Consider the following 18,317-nt stretch of genomic DNA (forward strand, 5'->3'; position numbering starts at 1 on the left):
GTGTCTGGAACTCTAGCGATCGTACTGATCATCCTGGTGTGGCTGTTCGTGCTGGCGCCTTGGCTGCTGCGCGGGCAAAAGCCAATCCGCAAAGCTGGAGAGGCCTTTGATGAGACCCGCGTAGTCTACACGGGTGGTTCCGAAGAACTTCCAATGAAGCGCCGCCCCAACCTCAAGGCCGGTGACGTGCACCTTTCCGCCTCTGAATTCGAGGCTCACGAAGATGCAGAAGCCGCCAATGCCCCTGGGGATGCTGAGGTGTCTGAGGACGAGGTGTTGGTGGAAGACACCGTGGTGCTGCCCAAGGTTGCAGATGAAGAGCACGAGCGCACGGATGCGGAAACCTCACCGCGGGTGTGGGTGGATGAGGACGGCACTTACGAGTTCAACGACGCCTACACCGCCGCCGCTGATTTCCTTCACCCAGCCGCAAAGGACCCGCAGGACCTTAGTGAATCCGCAGTTCACCAGGACGATGACGCGGCAGATTCCGCGGAGCTCACCGAAGAGGACATTGAGTTCGCCGAGTCCCGCCGTGGGCGCGGCGGCTATGATCCGATCGCTGACGACGCCCACAGCGCCGATCGTTTTCAGCGCCGGCGGAGGACTCTCGGTGGCTTCGCGGTACTGATTGTGCTCACCGCGATCGCCGCTGTGATCTTGGGCGGCTGGGCCTGGGCGGGCGTCGGCACCGCTGTGCTGCTCGGTGCGGTGTACCTGCTGGCTCTGCGAAGCCAAGTGCGTGCGGAAGAAGAGCTGCGTCAGCGTCGGGTGCGTCAGTTGCGCCGTGCCCGCCTCGGTGTGCGCAGCGCGAACGATGACTTGTTGGGCATTCCGCAGCGCCTGCGCCACCCTGGTGCCGTGGTGCTTGAAATTGATGATGAGAGCCCCGATTTTGTGGATCTGGACGAGCTCACCATGGATTCGGTATTGCCACCCGTGGGACCTGCTTCTTCTACCGAAGAGAGGCCGCACGGTGCTGCAGCGGGGACGGACGCCGACGTGTCCCATCTGCGCGTAAGCTAAGGTGCGTCTGACGCCCTCATCGCTGGCACCGGAAGCCGAACTGGAACCGGAACTGGAATCGGATTCGGATTTGGATTCGGGTTAGGGAGCGTGGTGAGTTTCGTGCAGGACCCCTGGATCCAGTAGTTGCGGGAAGGTGCGGGAAGGAGAAAGCCAATGGACAGGCAGGTAGTACGTGATGCCGCGCTGCTGATATTGCGTGCAACGCTTGGTGTAGTGTTCATCGCTCATGGCTTTGACCGTTTTTTCCTCACTGGGCTCACGGAGACAACTGGCCAGTTCAGTGCATGGGGAGTGCCGCAGCCGAAGTTCAGTGCATTCCTTGTGGCCACCGCAGAGATGATCGGTGGGGCGCTGCTCACCCTGGGGTTGCTCACCACATTTTTTGCCGGCGCGCTGGCGCTGCTTGTGCTCGCCGCAATCTATTTTGTGCACCTGCCGGAGGGCTTTTCCGGGCTCGAGCTGCCTGTTGTGATGATCGCGGCCCTGATCACGGTGTTGGTGTTTGGCGCCGGGCGTGCGAGCCTCGATGAGGTACTCAGCCGTGCTGAGTTGTAGCGAAGTACAAAAAGCACTTTCCGCGCGTCTTGACGGGGAGGAGCACGGCTTAAACGTGAGTGACGATGCGATCGACGCTCACCTTGCCACCTGTGCAGATTGCCAGGAGTTTTATAATCGGGCGGCGCTGCTGAACCGTAACCTCCACTTCCAGGACCCACCGGCAGACTTCTCACTAGATTCCGCCCCGGATTTGTCCAAGATCATCATCGAGGGCGTGGAACCGCAATGGCGCAGGCAAGCGGCAACCCGTGCGCTTGGGATGGCGCTTGCTCGCGTGGCAACGGTGCTGCTCGGCGTCGCGTGGATTGCGTGGGCGGTGGGGTACCTGCAGCAGTCATTGGCCATCGATGCCTCCCTTGACCCCGCCGGATATCAACTGGTCACCGAGGCCGCCATTGTGCGTTTTGCCCTGGGCTTTGTGTGCTTCTTTGCGGCCTGGCAGCCGCGCGTGGTTTCGGGTGTGGTGGTGTTGCTGAGTGCGCTGTGGATGTTCCATTTTGGCTTTAATCTGCGCAACTTCCTGCTCGGTGAGCTGCCCGAGCCCATGCTGTGGCAAGCCGCCCTGCTGGGCCTGACCGTGGTGGTGCTGGGAGCAACCTGGCTGGCCACCAACGGTTGGGTGGTGCTCCAGGAGGCGCTGCGTGCACTCGGATTCGGGGTTGGGGTCGGCGAGCCCAAATGGCGATAGCCTGCGGGCCTAGCAGGTTAGCGCCAGGCCGGCAGCCACATGAGCATGTTGTAGAAGCTGTCCGGGATCTGCAACCCGTAGAGAATGGGGCTATACAGCACAAAACTTGCAATGACCATGCCCAGGTACACAGGCACCGCAATGCGCAGCGCAGGGTGAGTGCTTTGGCGCATGGTGCCAAGCATGCAGGCGATCATCACCAGCACAAACGGGATGAGTGCGGTGGCGTAGAAGAAGTACATTTGGCGGTCGTAGCTTGCCACCCATGGGATGAACCCTGCGGCAAAGCCCACTAACGGAATGACATACATCCGCCATTGGTTCTTCTTCACCGCAGCCCACAGCGCCCACAGCACCACCGGAACGATGAGCCACCATATGATTGGCGTGCCAAAGAGGTAGAGCATCTTCCTGCAGGTCTGCTCCCCACAAGCGATGTCCGTGGTGGAGAGGTAGAGGATGGGTTTGAGGCCTACTAGCCACTCCCAGGGTTTGGAGTCAAAGGGGTGGTCATGCCCGCTTGAGGTGGTCAGCGACGCATGAAAGTTCAGCACCGAAGAGTGGTAGTACACCCACCCCGCGAGCGCATCGGGTAGCGCCTGCATCCAGGAATCGGCGGGGATGGTGCCGTTGGAGGCGGCATGGCGGTACACCGAGGTTTCCTGTGCAAACCAGGCCCGCCACGTCCACGCATACACCGCGATTGGCAGCAGCACCAGCGCAGCGAAAGCCCGCACGGCATCGAGGAACCATTGCCGCAGGGAGGGAGCCACCCGCGCGTGCAGCAACACTGCGAGCACCCCGAAGAATGCCATGTAGTAGAGCCCAGACCACTTCACTGCCAACGCCAAACCAAGGAAGACGCCGCAGGCGATCCGCCACCAGCGCCAGGCAAACTTGGGCTGCGCGGTAGCTTCCGTCCCAGTCAGATCCCCCTCAGAATCCCCACTTTGCTCGTGTTTTCCGGCCGCAGCCTGCAGGCTCGCCAGTGCGCGCGACTCGGTCAGTTGCCAGTCTCGAATCAGCGCCCAGCAGGCCAGTACGATGAACAGCGCCTGGATGATGTCTAACATGCCGAAACGCGAGGTCACCAACAGTACGCCGTCAAAAGTGGCGAGCAGCCCCGCGAACAACGCCACCCAGCCGGAGCCAGAAAGCCTGCGCGCGATAGCCATAATCACCAAGACCACGCCCACGCCACACAGCGCGGTGACCACGCGCCAACCCATTGGCGAATAGCCAAAGAGCATCTCGCCCCAAGCAATCATTTGCTTTGCCAGCGGTGGGTGCACCACGAGGCCATACCCCGGATTGGATTCAATGCCGCCAATCGCCAGGTTCTGCCAACTGCGCACGATATCCCACGCCTGCGGCACATAGTGCTTCTCATCAAACACCGGCGTCCCACCTGCCTGGGCGGAATTGAGCCCAATAAAACGCGTAAACAGCGCCAGCAACGCCACCGCGGCGGTGGTCACGGTATCAAAGCGGCTCCACTGGTATTGCATGCGAGCCAGGCGCAGCGTGGAGGGAGTTGGGGCAATTTCCGACGCCAACGCGGTATCCTCCCGCACCTGCGCAGGCCCTGTTGAGGGTTGCGTGGGGGTTGGGTGTGGGGTGGATGCCTGCGAGTTGGAGTTCACGGGTGCCGATTCTACTGTGAAGCGGCCCGCCCGCATAAGCCTCTGCAATGTTCTTTGCGATGTTGCGGGAGTACCGTCGTGGCACACTGAGGTGCATGACTTCCTCCCACTCCCTGCCCAAGGGCATCATTTTGGCTGCAACTCCGCTCGGCAATATCGGCGATGCCACTGATCGCCTCAAAGAGGGGTTGGCCTACGCGGATGTGATTGCGGCTGAGGATACGCGCAGAGTGCGCAGCTTGGCACAGGCGTTGGGGATTGAAATTCGCGGCAAAGTGGTGTCCAACTTTGACCACAACGAGCAGTCCCGCGCGGCGCAGTTGGTGGAGTTGGCCCACAATCAGACGGTGTTGGTGGTCACCGACGCCGGGATGCCGATCGTGAGCGACCCCGGCTTCCCCCTTATTGAGGCCGCACACGCCGCTGGGGTCCAGTTGACGTGCTTCCCGGGGGCGTCGGCAGTGCCCACCGCTTTGGCACTTTCCGGACTGAAAGTGGGGAAGTTTGCCTTTGATGGTTTTGCTCCGCGCAAGCCGGGTGCGCGGCGCGCGTGGTTGGAGTCTTTGCGGCAGGAACAGCGGGCTGTGGTGTTCTTTGAGTCGCCGCATCGATTGGCGGAAACGCTGGCCACCGCTGTGGAGGTGCTGGGTCCGCAGCGTCTGGTGGCGGTGTGTCGTGAGCTCACCAAGACGTATGAAGAGGTGCGTCGTGGGACTCTTGATGAGATGGCTGAGTGGGCCGTGGACCATGCTCGTGGGGAAATTACCGTGGTGCTTGACGGCGCAGGAGAATTAGAAGTTGATCTGGATTCCCTGTTGGATCAGGTGGAACAACTTCAGGCGGAGGGGATGCGTTTGAAGGATGCGTGTAAACAGGCTGCACAGGGCACGCAGTACTCCGGCCGCGAGCTGTACCAGGCTGCCTTGGACCGCGAACAGGCATGAGAGACGCCGCGTTCGCGTTCTGGCTCTGAAAGTTATGAAATTGTAAAGGTTGAGCTAATGGGGCTCGCAATCCTGCGTTTTGCGGGCGAGGGTGGGGGATGGAAAAACTGGAAGTGCCCTTGGGAAATGTCGAATACTTCTCTGCAATGTGGGTAAGGTCTCCCCACTAGCAAAAGTGATAACAAAACATTCCTGATTGGGTGCATAGCAGGCGAAAATGAGGCATAAAATTTGCCATGCGCTGCAATATTCCACACAGTGGAATGTATGGAAGAAAATATGACAAATCCACAAAGCGGGGTTGGGCGTGCCCCGCAAGAGGGGGCTATGCCAACGCAAACGCCCACAGCTCCCACTACTCCGGCAGCTCACGAGACTTCCGAGGTTCAGGAGGCTCAAGCAACGGCCACGCAAGAGCTGGCCACGATGCTGGACGCAGACTTCAGTTCCATCGACGCCTCCGCGCAAGAAGATGAAACAGTTGCGCTCGCAGCCGATAGTGAGGACAGCAAGATCGACTGGACCATTACCGGCATCGCCGGTGTGCTCATCGCAGCGGTTGTGCTGTGGGGTCTGCTCGGCTCGGAGAGCTTTGCGGCCTTTGCCTCCCGCGCACTAGAGATCGTGGTGAACAACTTTGGTTGGGCGTTCATCCTGTTCACCACCGTGTTTGTGGTGTTTGTGGTTGCGATTGCGGCCTCGAAGTTTGGCACCATCAAACTGGGTGCGATTAATGAGGAGCCTGAGTTTTCCACGGTGAGCTGGATCGCCATGATGTTCGCCGCCGGCATGGGTATTGGTTTGATGTTCTACGGTGCGTCGGAGCCGCTGGCCTTCTACCGGGATGGTGTTCCTGGCCGTAACCCCAATGAGGTGGGCACCTCTATGGCCACCGCGATGTTCCACTGGACGCTGCACCCGTGGGCTATCTATGCGATCGTCGGTTTGGCAATCGCATACTCCACCTACCGCATCGGGCGTAAGCAATTGCTTTCCAGCGCCTTTGTGCCGCTGATTGGTGAAAAGGGCGCCGCAGGCCCGCTGGGTAAGTGCATTGACATTCTGGCAATCTTTGCCACGGTGTTTGGTACCGCCTGTTCCCTGGGCCTGGGTGCGCTGCAGATTCAGGCAGGCTTGGAGGCATCCGGGCTGATTGAAAACCCATCGAACTCCGTGGTGATCGGCATCGTCTTGGTGCTCACCCTGGCCTTCATCCTTTCCGCACTGTCTGGCGTGGGCAAGGGCATTCAGTACCTTTCCAACACGAACATGGTGTTTGCCGCGCTGCTGGCAGTCTTTGTGTTCATCGTTGGGCCAACCATCTCCATCCTGAACCTCATCCCAGGTTCAATTGGTAATTACTTGGACCAATTCACGATGATGATCGGGCGTACCGCTGAGTCCGCAAACGGCACCGCCGGCGATTGGCTGAGCTCCTGGTCCATCTTCTACTGGGCATGGTGGATTTCCTGGTCCCCATTCGTGGGCATGTTCCTGGCGCGTATTTCCCGTGGCCGCTCCGTGCGTGAATTCTGCATTGGTGTGCTCCTGGTGCCAGCGGGTGTTTCCACCATTTGGTTCGCAATCTTCGGTGGCACCGCCATCCACCTCGAGCAGCAGGGGCGTTCCATTGCGGCTGATTCCCCTGAGCAGGAACTGTTCAACCTTCTGGGAACCTTCCCCGGTGGTACGGTGGCCGGATTTGTTGCCATGTTGCTGCTGGCTACCTTCTTTATTACCTCCGCGGACTCCGCTTCCACTGTGATGGGATCCATGTCCCAAAACGGCCGCGCCAACGCAACGCCTTGGCTCTCCGCAATCTGGGGTGCGCTGACCGCCGCGGTTGGGCTCACGCTGCTGCTCACCAACGAGGACGCCCTCTCCAACCTCCAAAACGTCACCATTGTTGCGGCTTCGCCATTCCTGGTGGTGCTCATCGCCTTGATGTTCGCCATCGTGAAGGACCTGCGCAATGACGTTATTTACCTGGAGTACCGCGAGGCTCAAGCGTTCCAGCGCAAGCTCGCCCGCGAGCGCCGGCTCCTGCGCGAGCACCAGGAGATCGAGGAAGCAAAGCGCCGCCTGCGCCTGCGTCCCCGCGCATAGCAGCCCTGCATCCCTGGAGCGTTGGCCGCGTCGAGAGTTGCGTTGATGATTGCGCCGATCTTCGCGGCAACAATCCAGAAATATCGTTTCGGCCTGCAGTTCGTTAAAGTAGTGGCCATGTCTAAGTCTGTACTTGTTAGCGTTGCATGGCCCTATGCCAATGGTCCCCGCCACATCGGTCACGTGGCGGGTTTTGGTGTTCCTTCGGACGTTTTCGCACGATTCCAGCGAATGCGCGGCGCCAATGTGCTGATGGTTTCCGGTACAGATGAGCACGGAACGCCGCTGCTGGTGCAGGCAGATAAGGAAGGCGTGACCGTCAAGGAGCTCGCGGACCGCTACAACCGCCAGATTGTGCAGGACCTCGCTGGCCTTGGTCTTTCCTATGACCTGTTTACCCGCACCACCACCCGTAATCACTACGCGGTGGTGCAGGAACTGTTCCGTGGGCTGTATGAAAACGGCTACATGATCAAGCAGACCACCATGGGTGCGATCTCCCCGTCCACCGGCCGCACCCTCCCGGACCGCTACATTGAGGGCACCTGCCCAATCTGTGGCGCGCCGGGAGCCCGCGGTGACCAGTGCGATAACTGTGGCAACCAGCTTGACCCCGCAGACCTCATTGATCCGGTTTCCAAGATCAATGGTGAAACACCACAGTTCGTGGAAACCGAGCACTTCCTGCTTGACCTGCCCGCGCTGGCGGATGCGCTCGCTGACTGGTTGAAGGCGCGCCAGGATTGGCGCCCCAATGTGCTGAAGTTCTCGCTCAACCTGCTGGAGGACCTGCGTCCACGCGCGATGAGCCGTGACATCGACTGGGGCATCCCCATTCCAGTGGAGGGGTGGGAGGAGAACCCGTCCAAGAAGCTGTACGTGTGGTTCGACGCCGTGGTGGGCTACCTCTCTGCCTCCATCGAATGGGCGTACCGCAACGGCACTCCGGATGCTTGGAAAGAGTTTTGGCAAAATCCTGAGGCGCGCTCGTACTACTTCATGGGGAAAGACAACATTACGTTCCACTCCCAGATTTGGCCCGCTGAGCTGCTGGGTTATGCAGGCAAGGGTGCTAAAGGTGGGGAAGTGAAGGCCCTTGGCGAGTTGAACCTGCCCACTGAGGTGGTGTCTTCAGAGTTCCTCACCATGTCCGGTTCCAAGTTCTCCTCCTCCAAGGGCGTGGTGATTTACGTCAAGGACTTCCTCAAGGAGTTCGGCCCGGACCCACTGCGCTATTTCATCGCGGTGGCTGGCCCGGAGAACAATGACACCGACTTCACCTGGGACGAGTTCGTTCGCCGCGTGAACAACGAGCTGGCAAACGGCTGGGGCAACCTGGTGAATCGCACGGTGTCCATGGCACACAAGAACTTTGGCGAGGTTCCCACCCCAGGCGAGTTGCAGGAGGCAGACCAGAAGCTGCTGAACCTCGCGGAGGAGGCGTTCGCTGTGGTTGCAGAGGCGCTGGAGCATTCTAAGTTCAAGCAGGGTATTTCCCACGCCATGCATGTGGTCGGTGAGGCCAATGCCTACATTGCGGAGCAGGAGCCCTGGAAACTCGCGAAAGTTGAGGCTCAGCGTGAGCGCTTGGCCACCGTCCTGTGGACTGCGCTGCAGGTGATCAGTGACATCAACGTGCTGCTCACCCCATACTTGCCGCACATTGCGCAAAATGTCCATGAGACGTTGGGCCGCCAGGGCGTATGGGCTGCAAAGCCGCAGGTTGTTGAGGTCAGCGACGACATGCCGGTTGAGCCAGTGGGCGTTGGCGTGCCGGAGCTGGGGCAGCAGTACCCGGTAATCATGGGTGACTACCAGGAGCAGCAGGCCAAGTGGCAGCGCATCGCGGTGGAGCCGGGCGTGCCGCTTGAGAAGCCGGCACCGCTGATTGCAAAGCTGGATCCCGAGCTCGGCGAGACCGGCCCTGAGTGGGCTCCGGTGCAGGCCTAGCAGGCATTGGGTACAGATTCATGAGCAAGAAGAAGCCACGTCCGGAGCCCGCCCCGTATCACCGGGAGATTCCCGGGCTTATCGACGCGCACACGCACCTCACGAGCTGCAAGGATCCCAGCGAGGACCTGTTGGCACGGGCGAGCGCTGCTGGGGTGCGGTGGGTGTGCACGGTGGGCGACGGCTTGGCGGAGGCACAAGCGGCACTCGCTTTGGCACACAAGCACGAGCAGGTGTTCGCCGCCTGCGCGATTCACCCCACCAAGGCGCATCAGCTAGATGAGCAGGCACGCGGGGAGTTGCAGCGACTTGCCGCCGATCCCCGATGCGTGGCAGTGGGGGAGACGGGGCTGGATACGTACTGGATCACCCACGACCCTGAACACACCGCTGACTTGGACACTCAAATTGAGGCGTTACGTTGGCACGCCGAGTTGGCGAACACCGTGGCCAAGCCGCTGATGATTCACAACCGCGAGGCCGACGCACAACTCATGGAGGTGCTCGGGGAGCTGGATATGCAGGTTCCCGTAATGCTGCACTGCTTCTCCTCCGAATTGGATGTGGCTCAGGAGGCCATTGCCAGGGGTTACATCTTGAGCTTCGCGGGAAACGTGACATTCCGCCGGAATGAGCACCTGCGAGAGGCGGCGCGGATCGCCCCAATTGAGCAGGTGTTTATTGAAACGGATGCGCCGTACATGACCCCAGAACCCTTCCGGGGTGCCCGCAACGAACCCGCGCTGATCGGCCACACCGCGGTGTGCATCGCGGATGTTCGCGACATGCCGGTGGATGATTTTGCCGAGCAAATGGAGCGCAACTTCCGCCGGATCTACCAGATCCAGGGGTAGGGTTCCCGCGCGGCAGGAGCGAGGTGCCAAGTGATGTGCCTTGATTTCGGGCAGATCGACATTAAGCTTCCACCCTTGGCACCGAACCCAGGTAACAAATCCGTAACTAATGTTACCTGTGTGACTCAAGTGGCTAATGCTGTGACCTGCGCAAAAGATTCTCGACTTTTTCTCTCCGTTACCGTATTGTGATTTTTTGATTCCGTTAAAGTTTCCCTTTGACGGCAAGCAAAACGAGTTAGGAAAACGTTTCTTCACATGGGTAAGCGCAGCATCAACCGGATTAACCGTGACCACAGGGCCCGCAACAAGGCCGTCAAGGTAGCCACCGGCGGTTTGGTAGCTTCCCTGGCAGTAGGTGGCGTTGCTGCGGCGCAGTTCAAAAAGGACGTTGTTTTGGACGTCAATGGTGAGCCGGTGAACATGGTGACCCTGGCCTCAACCGTCCAGGGCGCGCTGGACCAAGCTGGTATCCAAGTAGGCCCCAACGATGTGGTGTACCCCGCACCCTCGGAGAAGCTCAGCAAGAATGAGCAGGTGACCATCCGCACCGCCAAGCAGGTTGCCGTGGTCATCGACGGCAGCACCAAGCAAATCACCACCAACGCCACCACCGTGGAAGAGCTCATCTCCGAGCTCGGCAACCGCTTCACCCCCACCAGCGCCAGTGGTGAAGAGCGCATCCCCGAAGAAGGTATGCAGCTTTCCGTGGTCGCGCCAAAGATTATTTCCATTACCGACGGCACCAACACGGTATTCACCGAAGTCTCCGCCCAAACCGTGGAGGACGTGCTCACCCAGCGCGGCATCCAGGTGGACGCCGATGACGTGGTGATCCCTGCACCGGAAACCCCAGTGACCCGCATGATGCAAATCAAGGTGGATCGCGTGGACGTGGAGCAATTCAAGGTTACGGAGCCATTTGAACCCGAGCCGATCTTTGAAGATGACCCAACCCTGACCCAGGGTGAAGAGCAGGTAGTTGTGCCAGCCGTGCCAGGTGAGCGTGAGGTAGAGCGCAAGATTACCCGCGTGAATGGCCTGGAAGTTGCCAACGAGGTGGTCTCTGAAACCATCCTTCGCGAGGCAACCCCCGCAACCATCAAGCGCGGCACCAAACCAGCTTCCACCGCACCAAGCGTGGCCGACGGCTCCGTCTGGGATGCCCTCGCACAGTGCGAGGCAACCGGCAACTGGTCCATTAACACTGGCAATGGATTCTCCGGTGGCCTGCAGTTCACCCCTTCCACCTGGCTGGCATACGGCGGCGGCGAGTACGCCCCAGAGGCTTGGATGGCCACCCGTGAAGAGCAAATCGCCGTGGCAACCAAGGTGCAGCAGGGCCAAGGCTGGGGCGCGTGGCCGGCATGTACCGCAAAGTTGGGCCTGCGGTAAGAGGAGAACAAATCACTTTCAGGGGGACTGGGACCAGCGCAATCCGTGCGCTGGTCCTTTTGCGCTGCGCACAGCAGAACTGGTGGTGAGTATCTGTGCCCACTAGCAAAGAAGCACACAAGCACTGTGTGGATGAAGGCAGAGATCGCGAGTGAGTGCGGCGAACACGTCTGGTGCCTCCTTTCGCGATTCCCATCGCTTCACCTGCTGCCCCTCACCTCAGGAATTTCGACAGGGCCTGACCAGCCCAAGCAGCCTGGCCTCCTCATGGCGCTTGCCGGCACCATCTTGGGATAAGTGTTCACCATATTGTGTCGATTCGGGGTAGTTGGTACCGCGAGTCCGCGTAGTTGGTACCGGTGTTCCACGTATCCGGTACTGCAAGGGGTTTTCTTTCATAGTTGATGCTGGCGACACCGCAATCCGGTGGTGTCGCGTCAACTTTTACTTGGAAGGAGCCGGTCCTTGTGGCTAACTTCAAACAGATCATCGCGATGTGCCTTGATGGTGCTAGCTACGCGCAGATCACACACGCATTGGGATGTTCACGACGAGAAGTATCCCGCGCAAAGAAAGTCATCAACGATGAGGTACTAACTCCAGAGCGTTTCCGTCAGCTCCCACCGGGATGGTTTGATGATCGATTCAGTGATGGCCGGAGTAAGCGGACGATGTCCTACGACCAGCCTGATTTTCATGCTCTTGCACGCAAGCTGAAAAGTACGAAGCACGTGACCAGGCACAAGCTGTGGATGGACTACTTGTCGCAGCCTTGTCCGACGGATAAGGCAAAGTACCAGTACTCCCAGTTTTGCAGTGGGCTCAATGAATTTCTGCGTGCTAATGATCTTGTCGAAGTCGTCACCCATGAGCCCGGGCAAGAGCTTTATGTCGACTGGGCCGGTGACAAAGTGCCAGTGGTGGATCAGGCCAGTGGTGATACCGCATTCAAGGCGTCATTGTTTGTCGCGGTCAGCCCGTACTCAGGACTGATGTACGTTACTGCTGCTGCGAATGAGAAGATGCCGGCTTGGATTGAGTGCCATGTTAAGGCGTTGAACTATCTTGGCAAATTACCGGCGGTCATCGTGCCGGATAATGCTTCTACGGCGACTTATCGGCCGAAAAAGACCTCTACATATCGGATGGTCTCTGACCGCTACGCAGCGTTTGGTGACTATTACGGGGTCACGATTGTGCCGACTCGGCCCGGCAGGCCACGCGACAAAGCGGCAGTAGAACGTGCCGTGAAAATCGCCTACACCAAAATCCTGGGTTACTTCAGCTACGAGGTCTTCTATAGCCTTGATGAGCTTAATGAGGCGATCGCTGATCGGCTTGCCGATATCAACAGCGCAATGACGCGGCCTGATGGCTCAACACGGCGCATGCGCTTTGATAAAGAAGAGGCACCAGTGATGCGCGATCTTCCGCCGACGCCGTTTACGGAAGTGTCTTATAAGCGGCTTAAAGTCGATCGTAATTGGCACATCACCTGTGACTATCAGTACTACTCTGTGCCATTTCAGCTGGTAGGAGAATCGGTAACAGTCAGGCTCACCCCGCAACTGGTGAGCATCTTCAGCGGGGAGCTGCTTGTTGCTGAACACACGCGCCTTCACGGATTTAAATACCGGTATTCCACAAACCCTCAGCATGCACCGCGTGGCGATGATGAAGGCCACAAGGCGCTTACCCGTGATGAGCTTTTGGCCTGGGCCTCGTCGTTTGGGGCAGCAACGCACGCAGTCATAGCGATGATCCTCGACCGCAATAGTGCCGCCGTACCCCGCGGACTCATCCAGGCACGCAACGTGCTGGCCAACCTGGGCAAAAAGCACAACAAAGCCACCCTGGAACCTGCATGCCAGCAGGTCTTAGACAAGAAACTGGCCCCCACGATGGCAGTGATCAAACGCATCCAGACTGACATTGCCCACGTCCAACAACATCCCGGGTCACCAGGGCTAAAAACACAGCCTGTGGCCAAGCGCCAACCACGCCCAAGTACCCCGCTTACCGGCGAGGTGGCCGATGCCGTCTTTATCCGGCCTGCTGATCACTACGAAAACTAGAAGGAGTGTAAAAATCATGAGCAGCATCGATGACGAGATTGTGCGGGCGAAAATGCGCAAGCTTCGCGTATCAACCTTCGCTGACATCTTCTACGAGGTTGTCAAGGACGAGGCCTATGCGGATGCGCTACCAGAAGATATCTTCCTCGCCGCAGTCGAAGAAGCCTACACACAACGCCAACAGCGCAACATTGCCAAGGCTATCACCCAGGCTAAATTCCGATACCCGGATGCGAGCCTTGCTGAAGTCACCCGGGCAGAACAACGCGGCATCAACATGCGCCAGCTGAAACGGATCGCAGCGACCAACTGGCGGGAAAACCCGACCAACATTCACATCCTCGCACCGACGGGAACAGGCAAGACATACATTGCCTGCGCCATCGGCATCGCCGCATGCAAGGCTGGATATTCCGTGGCGTATTACCGGCTGGATCAACTTGTAGATATGCTCGCGGTCTTCTCACCGACTGACCAAAACTACCTCGATAAGATGCGGAAACTGATCAACGTCGATGTCCTTATCATCGACGATTTTATGACCATGAGCATCAACCAGCGCGGGCAAGAAGACCTAACCAAGATCATATTCGACCGCGACGGTCGGCTCCCGACACTTATCTCCTCCCAATCGGCCGCCGCCTACTGGGTTGAAACACTGCCAGACAGAGTCGGAGCCGATTCACTCGTTAGCCGCCTCAACAACGGCCACCGAATCCGTATCGGAGACTTCGACATGCGCAAGGCCACCGCCCCAATAGAACCGGACGAATAAAGCAAACAACCGGGCCGACTCGGTCGGCCCGGCCCCGGTACCAACTACCCGGAACCCGGCAGTACCGGGTCTCCGGAACACCGGTACCAAAAACCCGCATCTGACATATTGGCCGTTCTTAGGATCGTTGCAGCAATGGCCCGTGGGGCCTTCACCACAAACGAAGCCGCAGAGGAGGAACCCGCCAATGCCCTGATTGCCGGGGCGCAGCAACTGGTACCAGGGCAGGAACACCCCGGAGATGAGGTCCCAGGCGATCATCACCGCCTGCATCGAGATTGGCTTATCCTCGGCGGACCTGTTCTGAGCACTCAGCTGGCGCCACTGGCCTCCAGAGTGGTGAGTCTCAAACGCTTGGACTTTGAGGTCCTAGCCAGGCAGTAGCGGGTGGTAGATTGTGTGTTCATGGAAACACATGTGGCGCTGCTGGGTCCGCAGGAAATTCGCACCCTGGCCGAGGCCTTGGAGGTTCAACCCACCAAGAAGCTCGGCCAAAACTTTGTGCATGACCCAAACACGGTCCGCATGATTGTTGCGGCTGCTGAGATCACCGAGGAAGACCACGTCATTGAGGTAGGCCCCGGATTGGGGTCGCTCACCTTGGCGCTGTTGGACACGGCTCATCAAGTCACCGCAGTGGAGATTGATCCCCGCCTTGCCGCACAACTGCCCATCACGGTCGCACAGCGCGCGGCGCAGGTGGCTGATCGCCTCACCATCATTGAGCGTGACGCTCTGAAGATCCAGGAGCAGGACATTCACCAGCCCACGGCATTGGTGGCCAACTTACCCTACAACGTGTCCGTGCCGGTGCTCCTGCACTTGCTGCGGATTTTCCCCTCGATCCGGCGGGTGCTCGTGATGGTGCAGGCTGAGGTGGCGGATCGTTTGGCGGCCACTCCTGGCAGCAAGATCTACGGCGTACCGAGCGTGAAGGCCGCGTTTTATGGTTCGGTGCGCCGCGCCGGATCCATTGGGAAAAATGTGTTCTGGCCTGCGCCAAAAATTGAGTCGGGCTTGGTGCGGATTGATTGCTTTGCCCCTGGGGAAAGCCCCTGGCCGGTTACTGAGGAACTTCGCGCGCAGGTGTTTCCGATTGTGGATGCGGCCTTTGCGCAACGTCGGAAAACGTTGCGCTCGGCGCTGAAACCCCTGGTGGGCGCGGAAGTCTTGGAAGCTGCAGGCGTGGATCCAAGTCGGCGCGGTGAGACGCTTGGGGTGGAGGAGTACATTCGCATCGCCCTAGCTCAGCAGGCGGTGGAAGGCGGCGGCGATGCCTAGGCAGCAAACGCAGTCCACCGCGGTGCAAGACAGCATCGTGGCCGTCGCGCATGCGAAAGTGAACCTGCATCTTGGGGTGGGGCCGCTGCGCGAGGATGGCTACCACGACCTGGTCACGGTCTTCCAGGCGCTTTCGCTTTCCGACGAGCTCACGTTGCGCCCCTTGCAAGGCCGCGCGGCTCGCGGGGAGTTCGTGCAAAGCCTGGAGATCACCTCCAGCGATCCCCGCATGAGCATCGGCGTGCCAGCGGATCACACGAACCTCGCCTGGAAGGCAGCGGAATCCCTCTACGCCTGGCACCTAGACCAAGGCGGAGCACAGTTGCCTCCGGTGGAGCTTGAACTGCACAAAGGTATTCCCACCGCCGGTGGCATGGCCGGGGGCAGTGCCGACGCCGCCGCCGCCCTGCGGGCGGTGAGTGCCTACCTGCCTGGCGACGTCGATACGCCCACCCTCCTTGCCCTCGCCGCCGAGCTGGGCTCGGATGTGCCATTTACCCTGCTCGGGGAGACGTGTCTGGGCACTGGCCGTGGGGAGAACTTGGTGCCGATGATGTCTCGTGGCACCTATCACTGGGCATTGGCTTTTGCCGAGGAGGGGCTTTCCACCCCGCGGGTGTTTGCAAAGTTAGATACGCTGCAGCGCACCCCACGCTTGGACACGCAGGCCCTAGCTACGGCGCTGATCAGCGGGGACCCGCGGGAGGTGGCAAAGTACCTTCACAATGACCTCCAAGCTGCTGCGCTTTCCATCCGCCCGGCGCTGCGCAAAACCCTGGAAGTGGGTGTGGCCGCGGGTGCGTTGAAGGGCATCGTCTCGGGTTCGGGGCCAACGTGCGCGTTTTTGTGTGAGAGCGAGGCGCAGGCGAGTGAAGTGGTAGCGGAATTGCAATTGTTTGGACGTGCGGCCTACGCATCTGGCCCGGACCTCGGCGCGTATGTGAAAGGGATGTGACCCTAGTGGCGAACTTGATCAATCTGGAGACGGTGAGTAAGTCTTTTGGCCTGAAAACCTTGCTCGACAATGTGAGTTTGGGCATTCAGACCGGGGATCGAATCGGCGTGGTTGGGCTCAACGGCGGTGGCAAAACCACGCTGCTGGAGGTGCTCACGGGCATCGAGCCGCCAGACTCCGGCCGAGTGAGCCACAACTCGGCGCTGCGTATGGCGGTGGTGACGCAGCGCGCGGAGCTGGATCCGGAGGCGAGCATTGCCGACGTTGTCATTGCACCACTTGGCCTGCAAACCTACGAATGGGCCTCCAATGCGAAGGTGCGGGAGGTGCTCGCGGGGATCGGCGTGGACGCGCTCGGTTTGGATACCTTGGTGGGACAGCTTTCCGGTGGTGAGCGCCGCCGAGTGAACCTGGCGGCCGCGCTGGTGCAGGACTTGGACCTGGTGGTGCTGGACGAGCCCACCAACCACCTGGATGTAGAGGGCGTGCAGTGGCTTGCCCAGCACCTGCTTTCACGAAACATCGCGGTAGTGGTGGTGACGCACGACCGCTGGTTCTTGGATACCGTGGCAACCCGCACTTGGGAGGTCCACGACGGGCAGGTGGACACTTACGAGGGTGGCTACAACGATTGGATTTTTGCCCGCGCCGAGCGCGCCCGCCAAGCTGACGCGATGGAGCAGCGCAGGCAAAACCTCGCGCGCAAAGAATTGGCATGGTTGCGCAGGGGAGCGCCGGCGCGTACCTCCAAGCCTCGCTACCGCATTGAAGCTGCAGAGGCGCTGATCGCCAACGTGCCTGCCCCTCGTGACACGGTGGAGCTCATGGCATTTGCCAAGCAGCGCCAAGGCAAAGTTGTGGTGGAGCTGGAGGATGCGCGCATTGAAACGCCGGCTCCGGAATCACGGGTGTTGGTGAATGACCTCACCTGGCGCCTCGCACCAGGTGAACGCATTGGTGTGGTGGGGGTGAACGGCTCAGGGAAAACTACCTTGTTGCGTGCCCTCGCCGGGGCTCACCCGCTGAGCGCCGGGCGCCGTATTGAGGGCAAGACTGTGCGTTTGGGCTGGTTGCGCCAGGAATTGGATGACCTGGATCCGAATCTACGGCTGCTGGATGCCGTGGAGGAAGTGGCCAGCTACGTACACTTTGGCAAGAAGGAGCTTTCCGCTTCCCAACTTGCAGAGCGCCTTGGCTTTTCCGCGAAGCGTCAGCGTACCCCGGTGGGTGACCTCTCCGGTGGCGAGCGCCGCCGCCTCCAGCTCACCAGGGTGCTCATGAGTGAGCCCAACCTCCTGCTGCTGGATGAGCCAACCAACGATCTGGACATTGATACGCTCCAAGAGCTGGAATCATTGCTGGATTCCTGGCCGGGCACCCTGGTAGTGATCTCCCACGACCGCTACCTCATTGAGCGTATCGCCGACTCCACCTGGGCCCTGTTCGGAGACGGCACCCTGACCAACTTGCCCGGCGGTATTGAGGAGTACCTGCGCCGAAGAGAACAAATGGCAGGCGCGGTGAAGGGGCAAGGGGATCCGCGAGGTGTAGGCGCCACTGTGGGTGCCACGGCCCCTGCTGCTGACTCGCAATCACAGCAAGCACAGCCGGGACAGCAGGCCCAGCCGGAAACGGCGGGAAACGCGGGAAATGCTGGAGTAACGAGCGCGCTGAGCAACCAGGAGATCCGGGAACTCAACAAGAAGATGGCCGCGGTGGAACGCAAGATGGCCAAACTTGACCCGCAGATTGATGCGTTGCATGAAAAGATGGCTGCTGCAGCAGCCGCCATGGAGACCGATGCGTTGGTGGAGCTCGACGCCCAGCTCAAAGCACTCCAACAGGAGCGCGAAGCCCTTGAAATGGAGTGGATGGAACTGGGCGAGCAGCTTGAGGCCTAAGCGCTGGCGCCTGGACGCCCAGCCTGAGCGCTAGGTTAGGGCGTGTCTCCTAATTGTGGGCCTGTGCTCGAGCATGATTGAGGTGTGTCACAACGGTCTAGATTTACGCAGTTCACGAATGCACAGTGGGAGCGAGTTGAACCACTTCTGCCAACGAATGAGG

Annotated in this window: 15 protein-coding genes; 14 read left to right on the forward strand and 1 reads right to left on the reverse strand. The window is 59.8% G+C overall.

All coding sequences use genetic code 11. The features are described 5' to 3' along the window. From sepX to NQ018_RS09150, 3 genes are all read left to right on the forward strand, one after another. A complete protein-coding gene (gene sepX / locus NQ018_RS09140; protein ID WP_257060511.1) occupies positions 1-1,026 on the forward strand; it encodes a divisome protein SepX/GlpR in 1,026 nt (341 codons plus the stop codon). 156 nt (positions 1,027-1,182) lie between these two features. Beyond that, positions 1,183-1,584 (forward strand): DoxX family protein, encoded by a 402-nt coding sequence (locus tag NQ018_RS09145; RefSeq protein WP_257060512.1) that lies wholly within the window; start codon positions 1,183-1,185, stop codon positions 1,582-1,584. After that, complete coding sequence (locus NQ018_RS09150; protein WP_257060513.1) at positions 1,556-2,275, forward strand: zf-HC2 domain-containing protein; 720 nt, start codon at positions 1,556-1,558, stop codon at positions 2,273-2,275. The genes NQ018_RS09145 and NQ018_RS09150 overlap by 29 nt, the downstream gene beginning before the upstream one ends. A gap of 17 nt (positions 2,276-2,292) precedes the next feature. Here NQ018_RS09150 and NQ018_RS09155 read toward each other — a convergent pair whose 3' ends face one another. After that, positions 2,293-3,783 (reverse strand): dolichyl-phosphate-mannose--protein mannosyltransferase, encoded by a 1,491-nt coding sequence (locus tag NQ018_RS09155; RefSeq protein WP_257060533.1) that lies wholly within the window; start codon positions 3,781-3,783, stop codon positions 2,293-2,295. Between the two features lie 230 nt (positions 3,784-4,013). Between NQ018_RS09155 and rsmI the strand changes: the two genes are divergently transcribed. The 11 genes from rsmI (at position 4,014) to NQ018_RS09210 (ending at position 18,154) form a co-directional block, all read left to right on the forward strand. Continuing rightward, a complete protein-coding gene (gene rsmI / locus NQ018_RS09160) occupies positions 4,014-4,862 on the forward strand; it encodes a 16S rRNA (cytidine(1402)-2'-O)-methyltransferase (RefSeq protein WP_257060514.1) in 849 nt (282 codons plus the stop codon). Between the two features lie 267 nt (positions 4,863-5,129). Beyond that, a complete protein-coding gene (locus NQ018_RS09165) occupies positions 5,130-6,968 on the forward strand; it encodes a BCCT family transporter (protein ID WP_373566930.1) in 1,839 nt (612 codons plus the stop codon). A 117-nt stretch (positions 6,969-7,085) separates the two neighbouring features. Then, positions 7,086-8,918, forward strand: a complete 1,833-nt coding sequence (metG, locus tag NQ018_RS09170) for a methionine--tRNA ligase (RefSeq protein ID WP_257060519.1) — start codon at positions 7,086-7,088, stop codon at positions 8,916-8,918. A gap of 20 nt (positions 8,919-8,938) precedes the next feature. Next, the gene (locus NQ018_RS09175; protein ID WP_257060521.1) at positions 8,939-9,772 is read left to right on the forward strand and encodes a TatD family hydrolase; all 834 of its coding nucleotides are present in this window, start codon (positions 8,939-8,941) and stop codon (positions 9,770-9,772) included. Positions 9,773-10,030: 258 nt separating this feature from the next. Beyond that, positions 10,031-11,167 (forward strand): resuscitation-promoting factor, encoded by a 1,137-nt coding sequence (locus tag NQ018_RS09180; RefSeq protein WP_257053602.1) that lies wholly within the window; start codon positions 10,031-10,033, stop codon positions 11,165-11,167. Positions 11,168-11,634: 467 nt separating this feature from the next. Continuing rightward, entirely contained in the window at positions 11,635-13,242 is a 1,608-nt protein-coding gene (istA, locus tag NQ018_RS09185; protein ID WP_257060523.1) for an IS21 family transposase, read from the forward strand. 16 nt (positions 13,243-13,258) lie between these two features. After that, positions 13,259-14,017 carry an ATP-binding protein gene (locus NQ018_RS09190; RefSeq protein ID WP_257060524.1) on the forward strand — a complete coding sequence of 253 codons (759 nt, stop codon included), beginning with the start codon at positions 13,259-13,261 and terminating at the stop codon, positions 14,015-14,017. 135 nt (positions 14,018-14,152) lie between these two features. Further along, the gene (locus NQ018_RS09195; RefSeq protein ID WP_257060526.1) at positions 14,153-14,401 is read left to right on the forward strand and encodes a hypothetical protein; all 249 of its coding nucleotides are present in this window, start codon (positions 14,153-14,155) and stop codon (positions 14,399-14,401) included. A gap of 21 nt (positions 14,402-14,422) precedes the next feature. Beyond that, positions 14,423-15,298: a 16S rRNA (adenine(1518)-N(6)/adenine(1519)-N(6))-dimethyltransferase RsmA gene (gene rsmA / locus NQ018_RS09200; RefSeq protein WP_257038365.1), complete on the forward strand. Its 876-nt coding sequence runs from the start codon at positions 14,423-14,425 to the stop codon at positions 15,296-15,298. Continuing rightward, positions 15,291-16,253 (forward strand): 4-(cytidine 5'-diphospho)-2-C-methyl-D-erythritol kinase, encoded by a 963-nt coding sequence (locus tag NQ018_RS09205; protein ID WP_257060527.1) that lies wholly within the window; start codon positions 15,291-15,293, stop codon positions 16,251-16,253. The genes rsmA and NQ018_RS09205 overlap by 8 nt, the downstream gene beginning before the upstream one ends. Before the next feature lie 5 nt (positions 16,254-16,258). Next, positions 16,259-18,154, forward strand: coding sequence for an ABC-F family ATP-binding cassette domain-containing protein (locus NQ018_RS09210; RefSeq protein WP_257060529.1), 1,896 nt, complete (start codon positions 16,259-16,261; stop codon positions 18,152-18,154). Positions 18,155-18,317 lie beyond the last annotated feature (163 nt).

This window comes from Corynebacterium kozikiae, from assembly GCF_024580965.1.
Lineage (GTDB): Bacteria > Actinomycetota > Actinomycetes > Mycobacteriales > Mycobacteriaceae > Corynebacterium > Corynebacterium kozikiae.

Coding starts and splice junctions, on each gene's coding strand:
- NQ018_RS09165 (WP_373566930.1), top strand. CDS start 5,130: ATGGAAGAAAATATGACAAATCCACAAAGCGGGGTTGGGCGTGCCCCG.
- NQ018_RS09150 (WP_257060513.1), top strand. CDS start 1,556: ATGAGGTACTCAGCCGTGCTGAGTTGTAGCGAAGTACAAAAAGCACTT.
- NQ018_RS09175 (WP_257060521.1), top strand. CDS start 8,939: ATGAGCAAGAAGAAGCCACGTCCGGAGCCCGCCCCGTATCACCGGGAG.
- NQ018_RS09195 (WP_257060526.1), top strand. CDS start 14,153: ATGGCCCGTGGGGCCTTCACCACAAACGAAGCCGCAGAGGAGGAACCC.
- NQ018_RS09155 (WP_257060533.1), bottom strand. CDS start 3,783: ATGCAATACCAGTGGAGCCGCTTTGATACCGTGACCACCGCCGCGGTG.
- rsmI (WP_257060514.1), top strand. CDS start 4,014: ATGACTTCCTCCCACTCCCTGCCCAAGGGCATCATTTTGGCTGCAACT.
- NQ018_RS09180 (WP_257053602.1), top strand. CDS start 10,031: ATGGGTAAGCGCAGCATCAACCGGATTAACCGTGACCACAGGGCCCGC.
- rsmA (WP_257038365.1), top strand. CDS start 14,423: ATGGAAACACATGTGGCGCTGCTGGGTCCGCAGGAAATTCGCACCCTG.
- NQ018_RS09190 (WP_257060524.1), top strand. CDS start 13,259: ATGAGCAGCATCGATGACGAGATTGTGCGGGCGAAAATGCGCAAGCTT.
- NQ018_RS09205 (WP_257060527.1), top strand. CDS start 15,291: ATGCCTAGGCAGCAAACGCAGTCCACCGCGGTGCAAGACAGCATCGTG.
- metG (WP_257060519.1), top strand. CDS start 7,086: ATGTCTAAGTCTGTACTTGTTAGCGTTGCATGGCCCTATGCCAATGGT.
- NQ018_RS09145 (WP_257060512.1), top strand. CDS start 1,183: ATGGACAGGCAGGTAGTACGTGATGCCGCGCTGCTGATATTGCGTGCA.